Origin of the sequence: Pseudomonas fluorescens (assembly GCF_902497745.1) — a bacterium.
Taxonomy (GTDB): Bacteria; Pseudomonadota; Gammaproteobacteria; order Pseudomonadales; family Pseudomonadaceae; genus Aquipseudomonas; species Aquipseudomonas fluorescens_BM.
This window is the reverse complement of record NZ_CABVHJ010000001.1, coordinates 412,966-426,668: the sequence shown is the minus strand read 5'-3', so window position 1 is coordinate 426,668 and position 13,703 is coordinate 412,966. Positions and strand designations below refer to the sequence as shown.

Genomic DNA, 13,703 nt, shown 5'->3' with positions numbered 1-13,703 from the left:
TTTTCCATGCTCGCGCAACTTCCACCGGCCTTACAGAATCTGCAGCTTCCACTTCGCTTGCGACTCTGGGACGGCCATGAGTTCAATCTGGGGCCGGCGCCCAGCGTCACCATCGTGGTCAAGGACCCGCAGATGGTCAGCCAGTTCACCCATCCAAGCCTGGATGCGCTGGGAGCGGCATTCGTCGAAGGCAAGCTTGAACTGGAGGGTTCGATCAGCGAAGTCATCCGGGTCTGCGACGAATTGAGCAACGCTTTGCTCGGTGAAGATGACGACAGTCAGCCAGTGCGTTCGGTGCACGACAAGGAAACCGACGCCAAAGCCATTTCCTACCACTACGACCTGTCCAACGCGTTTTACCAGCTCTGGCTGGACAGCGACATGGCGTATTCCTGCGCGTATTTCGAAACGGGCAGCGAAACCCTGGAGCAGGCGCAACAAGCCAAATTCCGACACCTGTGCCGTAAGCTGCGTTTGCAGCCAGGTGACTATTTGCTTGATGTGGGTTGCGGGTGGGGCGGCCTCGCGCGTTACGCCGCGCGGGAATTCGGCGCCAAGGTGTTTGGTATCACGCTGAGCAAGGAACAACTGGAACTGGCGCGTGAGCGGGTCAAGGCCGAAGGCCTGGAAGAGCAGATCGAACTGCAATTGCTCGACTATCGCGATCTGCCCCAGGACGGTCGTTTCGACAAAGTGGTCAGTGTCGGCATGTTCGAACACGTCGGCCACGCCAATCTCGCCGAGTACTGCAAAACCCTGTTCGGTGCGGTCAAGGAGGGCGGTCTGGTGATGAACCACGGCATCACCGCCAAGCACACCGATGGCCGTCCGGTGGGACGCGGTGCCGGGGATTTTATTGAAAAATACGTGTTCCCCAACGGTGAGTTGCCGCACCTGTCGATGATCTCGGCGGAGATCAGCGAGGCGGGCCTGGAAATTGTCGACGTCGAAAGCTTGCGCCTGCACTACGCGCGCACGCTGGATCACTGGAGCGAGCGGCTGGAGGACAACCTTGAGGCGGCGGGTAAACTGGTGCCGGATCAAGCGTTGCGCATTTGGCGACTATATCTGGCCGGCTGTGCTTACGCGTTTGCCCGTGGCTGGATCAATCTGCACCAGATCCTCGCGGTGAAAGCGCATCCGGATGGCAGCCATGAACTGCCATGGACCCGTGACGATATCTACAACCCCTGAGCCTATTCCCTTCTTTTGGGAGAGGGTTTCAAAGGATCGGTGAAATAAGCCGGGCGATCCGCATGCCGACTTGTTGCAGGCGGTGGAGCTCCCGGCTTTCTTCTTTGGCGACTTCGTCGGCCAGCGCGAAGTCATCGATGAGCATGTGTTCCACGGCGGCGGAGAACTCACTGTCGACCGTCAGCAACATCACTTCGAAATTCAACCGGAACGAGCGGTTATCCAGATTGGCACTGCCGATCGCGCTGATTTCGCTGTCGATCAACACCACTTTCTGATGCAGAAACCCGGGACGGTAGCGGAACACTCGGACACCGGCGCGCACCGCTTCAAAGGCATAAAGGCTGGAAGCGGCGTAGACGATGCGGTGATCGGGGCGCGAGGGCAGCAGCAGACGTACATCAACACCGCGTAATACTGCCAATCGTAACGCTGCGAAGACGGCTTCATCGGGGATGAAATACGGGCTGGTGATCCACACTCTTTCCGTCGCCGCATGTATCGCTTCGACGAAGAACAGCGAGCAGGTTTCGTACGCGTCGGCCGGGCCGCTGGCGAGCAGTTGGCAGAGTACGCCGTCTTCCGGGTATTCATCCGGCAGGATCAGCGGCGGCAGGGTGCGGGCGGCCCAGAACCAGTCTTCGGCAAAGGACTCCTGCATGCATGCGACGACCGGGCCGCGTACCTTCACATGGGTATCGCGCCACGGTGCCAGCGGTGGTTTTTCACCCATGTATTCATCGCCGACGTTATGCCCGCCGACAAAGCCGACCACGCCATCGACCACGACAATCTTGCGGTGGTTACGGAAGTTGACCTGAAAGCGGTTGAGCCAGCCGCTGCGCGTGGCGAAGGCTTTTACCTCGACGCCCGCATCGCGCAGCGTCTGCACATAGCTGTGGGGCAGGGCGTGGCTGCCGATGCGGTCGTAAAGCAGATGAATCGTTACGCCTTCCGCAGCTTTCTTCAGCAGCAGATCACTCAAACGTTGGCCGAGTCGATCATCGTGAATGATGAAAAACTGGATCAGCACGGCTTCTTTCGCTTGATCGATGGCGTGGAAAATCGCCTCGAACGTCGCGGTACCGTTCACCAGCAATTGCACTTCATTGTTCGCCAGGCATGGCATGCGCCCCAGTTTGGGCATTGCACGTAACGAGGCGTAGGCATTGGACGCGCGCGCGGTGAGGGCTTCTTCCACCCACGGGCGCCAGTTCAGTTCGGAGATGGCCTGACGCATTTGTTCGTTGGCTTGGCGCCGCGCTTTGATGTAACCATCAAAGGTGCTGCGGCCGAACACCAGATACGGAATAAGCGTGAGGTAGGGAATGAAGATCAGCGACAATGCCCAGGCGATCGAGCCTTGAGCTGTGCGCACGGTGAGCACCGCGTGAATCGCGGCGATCAAGCCGAGGGTGTGTATCAGGGCGATCAGATAACCGAAAATGTGCGGTCCAAAATAATCCATGGGGCAGCCTTGCTCCGGAAGATTCAATGCTTAACAGACCATGTTCTGTCGCGATTGTCGCTATTTAATTGGTGCATGAACCGAAGCAATCGGCCGACGTCTAACGGCCACTACTGATCAGGAGTTTTTCGATGAACGTTCGTCTGCTGGGTTTGGCGCTGGGCCTGGGTTTGGCATTGCCGGTGGTTGCGCAGGCGCAGATGCTGCAGCCGGGGCTGTGGGAAATGACATCGAGCAACGTCAAGGTCGATGATCAGCCGATGGATGTGCAATCGATCCTCGGTCAACTGCAAGGGCAGATGACCCCGCAACAACGTGCGGCGCTGGAGAAGAACGGGATCAATATTGGCGGCAAAGGCATCCGCGCCTGCCTGACGCCAGAGCAGGTGGCGACCAACGATATTCCATTGGCCGACCCGCAATCGGGCTGCAAACAGCAGATCACCGAGCGCAGCGGCAACCAATGGAAATTCCGTTTCAGTTGCCCGAAAGCGCAGGGCACCGGTGTGGCAACGTTCCTCAGTGATCGTGAGTTCACCACCGTGGCCAACGGCACGTTCAATGCGATCGGGATCAACCAGAAGGGCAGCCTGGAGACTCGCGCGGTTTGGTTGGGTCAGGATTGCGGCGCTGTGAAGCCAAGAGCCTAAAAGCTTCGCGAGCAAGCTCACTGCCACAGGGAAATGCGTTCCAATTGTGGGAGCGAGCTTGCTCGCGAAAGCGTCCTCAAGCTCAGCGCATAAACCTCAGCGCCAACCCCCGACACGCCTCATTCACCCGCCCATCCCGCCAAGCAATCTGGCCCGACACAATCGTCGTGCTCACCCGATGCCGAAAGCTGCGCCCGGCAAACGGCGTCCATCCACACTGCGACAAGATCGGCTGCCGATCGACCTCCAGCGTCTGCGCTTCAACCAGCACCAGATCCGCCCAATATCCCTCACGCAAATATCCACGATCCGGAATCGCAAACAGATCCGCGACGCGATGGCTGGTCTTCGCCACTAGCGTAGTGATTGGCAAAACCGTGTCCGCGACCAGTTCCATCAATGCCGGCAAGGCATGCTGCACCAGTGGCAACCCCGAAGGCGCCTCAGCGTAAGGCCGCTGCTTTTCCTCCCAGGTATGCGGCGCATGATCGCTGCCAACAACGTCCAGCCGATCGCTGCTCAATGCTTCGCGCAGTGCGTCGCGATCCGCTTGGGTTTTGATCGCCGGGTTGCATTTGATCAGGTTGCCGAGCTTTGGATAGTCGCGATCATCGAACAACAAATGGTGCAGACAGACTTCAGCGCTGATGCGTTTCTGCGCCAATGGTGTGTCCTCGAACAACGCCAGTTCACGCGCCGTGGTCAGGTGCAAAACATGCAGGCGCGTGCCGTGACGTTTGGCCAGTTCCACCGCCAGTGATGAGGATCGATAACACGCCTCGGCATTGCGAATAAGCGGGTGAGCGGCGGGCGGAATACGATCGCCGAACAACTCACGCAGATTGGCCGCGTTGGCATCGATGCTTGGCGTGTGTTCGCAGTGGGCCAACAGGATGGTCGGCACCTCGGCGAACAGTCGCTCGAGAATCTGCGGATCATCGACCAGCATATTGCCGGTGGACGCGCCCATAAACACTTTCACACCGGCCACTTCACAGGGGTTGAGTGCGGCTATCGTGTCGAGGTTGTCCCGGCTCACACCAAAGTGAAAGCCGTAATTGGCCACCGAGTTGATCGACGCCCGGCGCTTTTTATCCGCCAGCGCTTCGAGGGTAAGAGTGGCCGGGTTGGTGTTGGGCATGTCCATGAAGCTGGTGATGCCACCGGCAACCGCCGCACGCGACTCGGTGTGAAGGTTGCCCTTGGTCGGCGCACCGGGTTCACGAAAATGCACCTGGTCATCAATCATTCCGGGAAGCAACCATTGACCGTTCGCGTCTATTTCCACCTTGGCGTTTTCGCCTTCGATGCTGCGCGCAATCTTGACGATGCGTCCATTGCCGACCAACAGATCTGCGTCGAACTCACGCCCTTCGTTGACCAGTCTTGCGTTGCGAATCAGCACGCTGCTCATGGTTCAGAACTCGTTCTGCAAGGCTTTGTAGCCGCGCACCAGATCGACGTTGGTGCGCGCCACATCTTCGGAAAACTCCGAGGCGCTGACACTCACTGGCGGGAATAACGAAAGGTCGGTGTTCGGGCCGATGCGAGTAGTAGAGGGCACATAAAAGGCGTCCGGCAAATCGCGACCATCGACCACCGAGTTGTGCCGCACCACGCAACCGTTACCTACAACACAGTTGAACAGCACGCTGTTGAAACCGATGAACACGCGGTCGCCGACCACGCACGGGCCATGCAGGATTGAGCGGTGGGCGATCGAGCTGAATTCGCCGACGGTCACCGCCGCACCGGATTTTGAGTGGATCACCACGCCGTCCTGAATGTTCGAATTGGCGCCGATGGTGATCGGCTCCATCTCGCCTGAGGCGTCCACTTCGTCGGCGCGGATCACCGCGTAGGGACCGACGAACACGTTCTCGCCGATCAGCACTTTGCCGCAGATGATCGCGGTTTTATCGACGTAGGCCGACTCGGCGATTTGCGGCAAATCGCCTGAAGGATTCTTGCGGATCATGGTCGGCTCAACGCGTCGTAAAGGGTGTTGAGGTTGTATTCGAACAGGCCGGTGAAGGTGCTGGCCGGACCACTCGCGGCGAGGGCGTCGGAGTACAAGGTGCCGCCGATGTGCGCGCCGCTTTCATCAGCGATCTGCTTGAGCAGACGCGCATCTTTGATGTTTTCCATGAACACCGCTTTGACTTTGGCCTGACGAATCTGGGTGATCAGCGCAGCGACTTCGGCGGCCGAGGGTTCACGCTCGGTGGACAAACCTTGCGGCGCCATAAAGTCGATGCCGTAGGCCTGACCGAGATAACCGAAAGCATCGTGGCTGGTGACGATCTTGCGATTGCCCGGCGGCAGCGAACCGAGTTTGCTTTTGGCTTCGGCGAGCAGGGCGTAGATCTGCTTCAGATAGGCTTGGCTGTTGCGCTCGTAGTCGGCCTTGTTCGCCGGGTCGGCAGCGATCAGCGCTTTGGTGATGTTAGCGACGTACAACTCGGCGTTCGCCAGGTTGTGCCACGCATGCGGGTCGGGAACGGTTTCGCCGTCCTCATCCAGAGAGCGCGGAATCACGCCGTGGCTGGCGCTGATGACCGTGGCTTTGGTCTCGGTGCTGGTGACCAGTCGATCCAGCCACGGCTCGAAACCGAGCCCGTTCTTGATGATCAGTTTGGCGCCGAGCAACGCTTTGGCATCGTCCGGCGTCGGCTCGTAAGTGTGCGCGTCGGCGTCCGGGCCGACCATGTTGGTGATCTGGATATGCTCGCCGCCGACTTGATGGACCATGTCAGCGAGAATGCTGAAGCTGGTCACCACCGGTAATTTTTCCGCTGCCGACAATGACATCGACAGCATCAGGCTGAACAACACGAGTAAAACGCGCATCGGGAAACACCTCATTGGGATGTAAGCAAAGGCGGGCGGCGCAGCAGACCGTGAACCGGTCCGAACACCACCGACAGCAGATAACCGACGCCTGCGACCAGCACGATGGCCGGGCCGCTTGGCAGCGAGTAGTAAAAGGAAAGCAACAAGCCAAACCACACCGAGAGGCAACCGATGATGGCGGCGATGCCAATCAGGATCGGCAGTCGACGGCTCCAGAACCGTGAGGCAGCGGCGGGGAGCATCATCAACCCGACCACCATCAGCGCGCCGATGGCCTGGAAGCCGATCACCAGATTGAGCACCACCAGGGTCAGGAATACGCCGTGGGCGAGTGGGCCGAGGCGGCTGACGGTTCTCAGGAACAGCGGGTCGAGGGTGTCGAGCAGCAGCGGTTTGTAGATCAGCGCCATACCGATCAGGCTGAATCCCGAAACCCATAACATGCCGGTGAGGGTCTGACCGTCGACGGCCAGTGCTGAGCCAAACAGCAGGTGAAGCAGGTCGAGACGTTTGCCGGCGATTCCCAGAATCAGCACACCGCTGGCGAGGGATATTGGGTAGATCGCGGCGAGGCTCGCGTCTTCGCGTAGACCCGTTCGGCGGGTGATCCACGCCGCGAGTCCGGCCATGCTCAGACCCGCGCCGAGGCCGCCTAGCGTGAGTGCAGGCAGACTCAGTCCGGCAAACCAGAATCCTAATGCGGCGCCAGGAAGGATGCCGTGGGCGACGGCGTCACCGATCAGGCTCATCCGTCGCAGGATCAAAAACACCCCGAGTGGTGCGGTGCTGCACGCCAACACCAGTCCGCCAAGGAGGGCGCGGCGCATGAACACGAACTCATTGAACGGTTGCCACAAGTGGCTGACGGCGACCATCAGGCCACCTGCGTGTGAGGGGTTTGCCGGATCAGTTCGACGCTGGCGCCGTACACGCATTCGCGGTTTTTGATCAGCAAGGTTTGCGGGATGTGTTGGCGCACCGCGCAGAGGTCATGGCAGACCACGACGATTGTTCGACCTTCGTTATGCCAAGTGTGGATGTGCTGCCAAAGCAATTGTTGGCCGAGTTCATCGAGGGCGGCATGGGGTTCGTCGAGGAGCAGAACCGGAGCGTCGGTCAAACTCAGGCGGGCGAGCAGGGCACGTTGTAATTCGCCGCCGGAGAGGGCCATGAGCGGGCGGTGTTCGAGTCCGCTCAGGTGCCAGTTTTCCAGTGCATCTTTCAGGCGTTGTGCGCGCAGTTGGGTTGAGAGTCGACGTCCCCAGAAACCGGCGGCGATCAGTTCTTCGAGGTTGATGGGAAACTGGCGGTCGAGATGTTGTTGCTGGGGGAGGAATGACAATCCGCTTTGACGTGGAACACTCAGGCTGATTTTGCCTGCCAAAGGTTTTTGCAGGCCGGCGATGACTTTCAGAAGGCTGCTTTTGCCGCAGCCGTTGGCACCGATGATGGCCGTAAGAGTGCCGCTTTCCAACTCGAGATTCAGGGGCGTGGTCAGCGGTTGTCCGGGTGCGCCCCAGCTCAGGGATTGGCAGCGGATCATGCTTGCTCACGCTGCCAGTGGCTTTCGGCGACGGCGTCGTGGGCGTGCAGGCTTTCGGCGTGGATGACTCGCAGGTGGAACTGGTTAACCCCGGGTGTGCGACGAAGTGCGAGATTCAATCGGCGCGCGGCGTCTTCGCAGAACATCAGATTCTGTCCATTCGCCAAGGCGAAGGCTTGCTCGTCCGCGCGTTTTACTGCGGTTTGTACGGCGGTGCCGAGGGCCGCTTCGGCGTCATTGATGATCACGCTAAGCGGTAATTCGTCGATGAACTCGTCGAGGTGCATATGCAATTGTGCAGTGCTGCGTTGGCTATGAGGCGTGGCGACGATGCCTTGAGTCGAGCCAAGCCAAGCGAGAATGTCTGCATGCTGAAGGGCTTTATTGGCGAAGTCGTCGACGAATTGTTGCTGAATTAATTGCCGGGCCAAGGCAGCTGAACACGGGCAAGTCGAGGAGTAGGGCACTTCGATGTTGAGTTCCACGTGGAACAACTTGTTTTTCAGACTGGCTGAAATCGTCGCGGGATAGGATTTCCATCCGGCCAGTGGACTGATTAGCGCGGGTCTTTTCAGCAGTAGATCGGTGCGGATATTCAGGTAGGCGCAGTTGGATAAACCTTCGTGGCTATCCAGAAAACGTTTGAGTACCTGGTGCAGCAGAGCGGGGGAAAGGCCCTTCTGTTCGAGCGATTCCAGGGCCAGATAGAGTCGCGACATGTGAATCCCGCGAGCTTCGCCGTCATCCAGACTCACCCCCGCATCAGCCTTTGCGCTCACGCGTTGGCCTTCCAATAAAACAGGTAACGCGATGCCGTGCATGCCCACCCATTCGAGGGGCAAGGCTTGGCGAGCGGATTGCGCGGCGATATCCGGAAGTGTCAGCGAATTCATGTTCGGAACCATCGTGTTGATTGAATTCAATGTTACATTATAACAATACAAATCACGACGCCTTTTTCATGAACAGGCTTTCACATGCACAGACGCCATTTGCTCAATCTGATTTTCGCCAGCGCGGCCTTCGCCCTTCCTTTCAGTGTTTCGGCCACGCAAATTCGCAACGCGCGGCTTTGGCGTTCTGAGGAGAAGCTGCGATTGGTCTTCGATTTAAGTGGTCCGGTGCGCTACAAAACCTTCACACTCAGCGCTCCGGAACGGCTGATAATCGATGTGTCTAGCGCAGATTTGAGCGGCGACTTCAGTCAGTTGGCTCTGAATGGCACGGTGATCCGCTCGATTCGATCCGGGCCCTTTGGTCATGGAGATACGCGGATTGTTCTCGATCTGAGCAATCCAATGTTGCTGAACAGCTTCCTTTTGGCGCCCCAGGATGGCCAGAGTCATCGGCTGGTTCTGGATTTATTCAGTGCGAAAGTAGCGCCAGAGATCCCAATGGTTCCACGTGAAACACCCAGAATCAGCGCTCACCCCAAGCGCGACATCATCGTAGCCATCGATCCAGGACACGGTGGGAAGGATCCCGGTGCGGTCGGCGCGAAGGGTGAGCGGGAAAAAGATGTGGTGCTTTCCATTGCTCAGCTACTCGCCAAACGCCTGAAAAAAGAGAAAGGATTCGACGTGAAACTGGTGCGCAATGACGACTTCTTTGTGCCCTTGCGTAAACGCGTAGAGATCGCCCGTCAGTACAAGGCCGACATGTTTATCTCGGTGCATGCCGATGCGGCGCCAAGGCTGACAGCTTCTGGAGCATCGGTGTATTGCCTGTCTGAAGGTGGTGCGACGTCGGCGACGGCACGTTTTATGGCGCAGCGTGAGAACGGCGCTGACCTGCTCGGCGCTACCAGTCTGCTCAACCTCAAAGACAAAGATCCAATGCTCGCCGGGGTGATTCTCGACATGTCGATGAATGCGACCATTGCCGCCAGTCTGCAACTGGGCAACACGGTGCTGGGCAGTCTGGCGGGCATCACCACTCTGCATCAGAAGCGTGTGGAACAGGCCGGATTCGCCGTGTTGAAGTCGCCGGATGTGCCGTCAATCCTTGTCGAAACCGGCTTCATTTCCAACGCTCGCGACAGTCAGCGGCTGGTAACCGCGCGGCATCAACAGGCTGTCGCGGAGGGTTTGTTTGAGGGTTTGCAGCGCTATTTTGAGAAAAACCCACCGATCGACAGCTATCTTGCCTGGCGACAGGAGCAGCTAAAGGCGCAGGTCTAGCAGCCCACAATTCGACTGCAAGTGAATTTCGCGCTGCTGCCGCCCGAGCTGGAGAAGCGATTGATAGTCGTCCAGCCGACGCGTCGGGTGTAACCAACCCAGGCCTCACCGTCAGAGGCAATCCCGGTGAAGAACGTCAATTGGCCGAAGCGGCTATTGGTTTGTGCCCAATAACGCTGCCCAGACTTTTCAAACCCGCGCAGATAAAGCGTGCTGCCGACAGTGTTGACGCTATACGCATTGCCCTCGGTATCGACGCAGGCAAGCAGGTTGGCGCTGCGGGTGCAGCTTGCCTGCGCCGGAAACTGCGCCCACGTATTGCCCGCAACCAGCAATCCAAGGCTCAATAACGAGCATTTCAGCGCAGTTTTCATTAGCAATTCCGGGTGTGGGATGTGCTCAGCTTCCTGCTGTTTGTCGCTCAGGACAAGGGCAGGGCTGGTTTATTTATCGTGTTATACTATAACATAAACAGCTACTGAGCCTGAGCGGGCCGATTTCAAGCGTTTACCTTCAGCGAAACCCTCGCATGAAGCGCCAAAACGCCAAGCGCAGGCAAAAGCGCCAATCGGCTGCCTTCATAAGAGGATTATCCAATGTCAGCCGAATTGCCCGTCACCGTAATTTCCGGATTTTTAGGCGCCGGAAAAAGTACACTTTTAAATTACGTACTACGTAATCGAAATGGTCTTCGCGTCGCTGTCATCGTCAATGATATGAGCGAGATCAACATTGATGGCAGCGAAGTCCAGCGTGATGTCAGCCTTAACCGTGCAGAAGAAAAAATCGTCGAAATGAGCAACGGTTGTATCTGCTGTACGTTACGCGAAGACTTGCTCGAAGAAGTCAGCAAGCTCGCCCGTGAAGGTCGCTTCGATTATCTGCTCATCGAATCCACCGGCATCTCCGAGCCGCTGCCGGTCGCAGAAACCTTCACTTTTCGCGACGAACACGGACAAAGCCTCTCCGACATCGCCCGTCTCGACACCATGGTCACTGTCGTCGACGGGGTGAATTTCCTGCTGGACTACCAAGCGGCTGAAAGCCTCGCCTCCCGTGGCGAAATTCTCGGCGAGGAAGACGAGCGCTCCATCACCGACCTGTTGATCGAGCAGATCGAGTTCGCCGATGTGCTGTTGATCAGCAAGATCGACCTGATCAGCCAGCCCGAGCGTGAGGAATTGATCGCCATTCTCAAACGCCTGAATGCGCAAGCCGAAATCATCCCGATGGTCATGGGTGAGGTGCCTCTGGAAAAGATCCTCAACACCGGCCGCTTCGATTTCGACAAAGCCGCGCAGGCACCGGGCTGGCTGCAGGAGTTGCGCGGTGAGCACGTGCCGGAAACCGACGAGTACGGCATCGCCTCCACTGCCTACCGCGCGCGCCGACCCTTTCACCCGCAACGCTTCTTCAGCTTCATCGACCGTCCTTGGCTGAACGGCAAGCTGCTGCGTTCCAAAGGGTTCTTCTGGCTCGCGAGCAAACCCACAGACGCCGGTAGCTGGTCGCAGGCTGGCGGCTTGATGCGCCACGGTTTTGCCGGACGCTGGTGGCGTTTTGTGCCGAAGAACCAATGGCCACAAGATCAGCAAAGCACCGCCGCGATCATGGAAAACTGGACGCCGAGCGTAGGAGACTGCCGCCAGGAACTGGTGTTCATCGGTCAGAACATCGATTTCCTACAGCTTTCAGAGGAACTGGATGAATGCCTGCTCACTGATGAAGAAATGTCGCTCGGCGTAGAGGGCTGGCGATTGCTGGCGGATCCGTTTGGCCCTTGGCATGAAGAGGCTGCCTGATGCTCGCGCTCAAACTGCTGCAAAACCGCACGCGTTATCAGCACCAAGGGCCGACTCCAAAGACGCTGACGCGAATTCTGCATGACGACACCAACCTTGCCGTCTGGCAGCGACAACTGCCGTTGCACATCAGCGATTTCGCTCAATTGCTGCTGTCGCTCAACGAACCGTTGGCGCAATCGTTATGCCTGGAGCTGCCGAACGAGGACATTGAGCCTGACCTGACCGGGTTGGCTTCAGGTTTCCGTGATCTGGAAGGCTATGAAGGCTTCATCGCTGACCTTAAATGGCTGGTCAGCGCCTTCGCCTGTTTGCTGGGAGCCAAGCGCATCGGACTGCGCCTGCGGGTGCTCGATAAAGCCATGTGTCCGCGATTCCACGTTGATCATGTGCCGGTGCGGCTGATCACCACCTACGCCGGCGTCGGCAGCCAATGGCTCAAGGAAGGCGCGATGGATCGCCAGCAAATGGGGCAGGCCAACGCTGAACCTCAAGTGCAAATCCACCAACTGAACAGCGGCGACGTAGCGCTATTGAAAGGCGAGAAATGGCACGGCAATGAAGGTTTCGGTCTCATCCATCGCTCGCCGCAACCGGCCGCCGGCGAGCCCCGACTGATACTGACCCTTGACTGGCTCGGCTAACGCCCCAAGAGGCCTCAAGGCTTGAGCCACGACCCTTGGTTCTGGCCTTCGCAATACGGTTTCAAATACGTCGCATCGGTGGCGACACCGTAATAGTGGATGTCTTGGCGATAGGGCATATTGGCGACTTGCGCGTTGCTGCATACACCAAACGCTCCGCTCGGGCACTGATCGGCATACTGTACCTCGACTTTCTGCCCTGCCAGCGTTGGCTGGCAGAAGCCGTCGTTGAACAGTTTCTGCGGAATATTGCGGTTCTGCTGGCAGACTTTGACGTCGAGTCGCTCACCCTGACTGTGCACTACGCAGGCCTGAGCCCACGCTTCGCTCGACAGCAGCGTCAACAGCAACGACCATCCCATCCAACGCATCTTTGCATCTCCAAGAAAGCTTCCCGCCATGTTGCAGAACATTCCTACCCATGTCATTGCTGGCCCTTTGGGCGCCGGCAAGACCAGCCTGATTCGTCAACTGATGGCTCAGCGGCCGGACGGCGAGCGCTGGGCGGTGCTGATCAACGAGTTCGGCCAGATCGGCCTCGATGCCGCGCTGCTGACCAACGACGCCGATGGTATCGCACTGGGCGAAGTGGCCGGGGGCTGCCTGTGTTGCGTCAATGGCGCGCCGTTTCAGATCGGCCTTGGGCGTTTGCTGCGCAAGGCCAAGCCTGATCGACTGTTTATCGAACCGTCCGGGCTGGGGCATCCGGCGCAGTTGCTCAAGCAATTGAATGAGGCGCCATGGTCAGGCGTGCTCGCGGTGCAGCCGTGTGTGCTGGTGCTGGATGCTCAGGCGCTCGAGGCTGGCAAAGCATTGCCGGCGGCACAGCAGGAAGCGTTGCCCAGTGCGGGCTTGCTGCTGTTGAACAAGGCTGAAAACCTTGATGAAACGGCAAGGCAGAAAATTATCAGTCAGTTGCCTTCAGTCAGACGAATCTGGACACACCAGGCGCAGTTGCCTCTGGGCGAACTGCCGGGCTTGGCTGCGCATGCGTTGAAAGGAGTGGATAACCTGGCGGTGCCCCAAGGATTGGGACGAATGCCCACCGTCTGGAGCGATCCGACGGTGCCGATTTGCCTGAGTCAGGCGCAGGAGGGTGGTTGGAGCATTGGTTGGCGTTGGCATCCGGGCCAGACGTTCGACAAGCAACGCATTGCCGACTGGCTGACTAGCCTGAATTGGAAAAGAGCGAAACTGGTTATCCACAGCACGGATGGCTGGGTGTCTGCGAATGCTCTGGATAACACCAAGCTGATTTGGCAGGCCAGCGAGTGGCGTAAAGATTCGCGAATCGAACTGATCTTCGTCGATCCGCAAAATAACGATCAATTGCAGGCAGGTCTGGCGCGATGCCGAACCCAGTGATTCA

The 13,703-nt window shown here is 58.4% G+C and carries 15 protein-coding genes; 6 read left to right on the top strand and 9 right to left on the bottom strand.

Annotated elements, in window-relative coordinates; translation table 11 throughout:
• Positions 1 to 6: 6 nt before the first annotated feature.
• Positions 7 to 1,194 carry a C17 cyclopropane fatty acid synthase CfaB gene (cfaB, locus tag F8N44_RS02025; RefSeq protein WP_150649102.1) on the top strand — a complete coding sequence of 396 codons (1,188 nt, stop codon included), beginning with the start codon at positions 7 to 9 and terminating at the stop codon, positions 1,192 to 1,194.
• A 28-nt stretch (positions 1,195 to 1,222) separates the two neighbouring features.
• Here the strand turns inward: cfaB and cls are convergent, their stop codons facing one another.
• Positions 1,223 to 2,662, bottom strand: coding sequence for a cardiolipin synthase (cls, locus tag F8N44_RS02020; RefSeq protein WP_127930306.1), 1,440 nt, complete (start codon positions 2,660 to 2,662; stop codon positions 1,223 to 1,225).
• Positions 2,663 to 2,793: 131 nt separating this feature from the next.
• Between cls and F8N44_RS02015 the strand changes: the two genes are divergently transcribed.
• Positions 2,794 to 3,312, top strand: a complete 519-nt coding sequence (locus tag F8N44_RS02015; protein ID WP_122596797.1) for a DUF3617 domain-containing protein — start codon at positions 2,794 to 2,796, stop codon at positions 3,310 to 3,312.
• 82 nt (positions 3,313 to 3,394) lie between these two features.
• Here F8N44_RS02015 and F8N44_RS02010 read toward each other — a convergent pair whose 3' ends face one another.
• Genes F8N44_RS02010 through folE2 form a run of 6 tightly spaced genes read right to left on the bottom strand, consistent with a single transcriptional unit; the run spans position 3,395 to position 8,601 of the window.
• Complete coding sequence (locus F8N44_RS02010) at positions 3,395 to 4,726, bottom strand: dihydroorotase (protein ID WP_150649101.1); 1,332 nt, start codon at positions 4,724 to 4,726, stop codon at positions 3,395 to 3,397.
• 3 nt (positions 4,727 to 4,729) lie between these two features.
• On the bottom strand, positions 4,730 to 5,290 hold the full coding sequence (locus tag F8N44_RS02005; protein ID WP_150649100.1) for a carbonate dehydratase: 561 nt from the start codon (positions 5,288 to 5,290) through the stop codon (positions 4,730 to 4,732).
• On the bottom strand, positions 5,287 to 6,162 hold the full coding sequence (locus F8N44_RS02000) for a metal ABC transporter substrate-binding protein (RefSeq protein ID WP_150649099.1): 876 nt from the start codon (positions 6,160 to 6,162) through the stop codon (positions 5,287 to 5,289). The genes F8N44_RS02005 and F8N44_RS02000 overlap by 4 nt, the downstream gene beginning before the upstream one ends.
• Before the next feature lie 11 nt (positions 6,163 to 6,173).
• Complete coding sequence (locus F8N44_RS01995) at positions 6,174 to 7,040, bottom strand: metal ABC transporter permease (protein WP_150649098.1); 867 nt, start codon at positions 7,038 to 7,040, stop codon at positions 6,174 to 6,176.
• Positions 7,040 to 7,708: a metal ABC transporter ATP-binding protein gene (locus F8N44_RS01990; RefSeq protein WP_150649097.1), complete on the bottom strand. Its 669-nt coding sequence runs from the start codon at positions 7,706 to 7,708 to the stop codon at positions 7,040 to 7,042. Before F8N44_RS01990 ends, F8N44_RS01995 begins: the two co-directional genes overlap by 1 nt.
• Positions 7,705 to 8,601: a GTP cyclohydrolase FolE2 gene (gene folE2, locus F8N44_RS01985; RefSeq protein ID WP_150649096.1), complete on the bottom strand. Its 897-nt coding sequence runs from the start codon at positions 8,599 to 8,601 to the stop codon at positions 7,705 to 7,707. The genes F8N44_RS01990 and folE2 overlap by 4 nt, the downstream gene beginning before the upstream one ends.
• Positions 8,602 to 8,685: 84 nt before the next feature.
• Here folE2 and F8N44_RS01980 point away from each other — a divergent pair, with 84 nt between their 5' ends.
• Positions 8,686 to 9,888 (top strand): N-acetylmuramoyl-L-alanine amidase, encoded by a 1,203-nt coding sequence (locus F8N44_RS01980; protein WP_150649095.1) that lies wholly within the window; start codon positions 8,686 to 8,688, stop codon positions 9,886 to 9,888.
• On the opposite strand, the gene F8N44_RS01975 is transcribed toward F8N44_RS01980, so the two are convergent.
• Positions 9,885 to 10,262 (bottom strand): glutamine synthetase, encoded by a 378-nt coding sequence (locus tag F8N44_RS01975; RefSeq protein WP_150649094.1) that lies wholly within the window; start codon positions 10,260 to 10,262, stop codon positions 9,885 to 9,887. The two genes, F8N44_RS01980 and F8N44_RS01975, sit on opposite strands and share 4 nt — an antisense overlap.
• Before the next feature lie 222 nt (positions 10,263 to 10,484).
• Here F8N44_RS01975 and zigA point away from each other — a divergent pair, with 222 nt between their 5' ends.
• Entirely contained in the window at positions 10,485 to 11,690 is a 1,206-nt protein-coding gene (gene zigA / locus F8N44_RS01970; protein WP_150649093.1) for a zinc metallochaperone GTPase ZigA, read from the top strand.
• On the top strand, positions 11,690 to 12,334 hold the full coding sequence (locus tag F8N44_RS01965; RefSeq protein ID WP_150649092.1) for a DUF1826 domain-containing protein: 645 nt from the start codon (positions 11,690 to 11,692) through the stop codon (positions 12,332 to 12,334). Before zigA ends, F8N44_RS01965 begins: the two co-directional genes overlap by 1 nt.
• A gap of 14 nt (positions 12,335 to 12,348) precedes the next feature.
• Here the strand turns inward: F8N44_RS01965 and F8N44_RS01960 are convergent, their stop codons facing one another.
• Positions 12,349 to 12,705, bottom strand: coding sequence for an NADH:ubiquinone oxidoreductase (locus F8N44_RS01960; RefSeq protein WP_150649091.1), 357 nt, complete (start codon positions 12,703 to 12,705; stop codon positions 12,349 to 12,351).
• Positions 12,706 to 12,733: 28 nt separating this feature from the next.
• Between F8N44_RS01960 and F8N44_RS01955 the strand changes: the two genes are divergently transcribed.
• Positions 12,734 to 13,699: a CobW family GTP-binding protein gene (locus F8N44_RS01955; RefSeq protein ID WP_150649090.1), complete on the top strand. Its 966-nt coding sequence runs from the start codon at positions 12,734 to 12,736 to the stop codon at positions 13,697 to 13,699.
• The last annotated feature ends 4 nt before the right edge of the window (positions 13,700 to 13,703 follow it).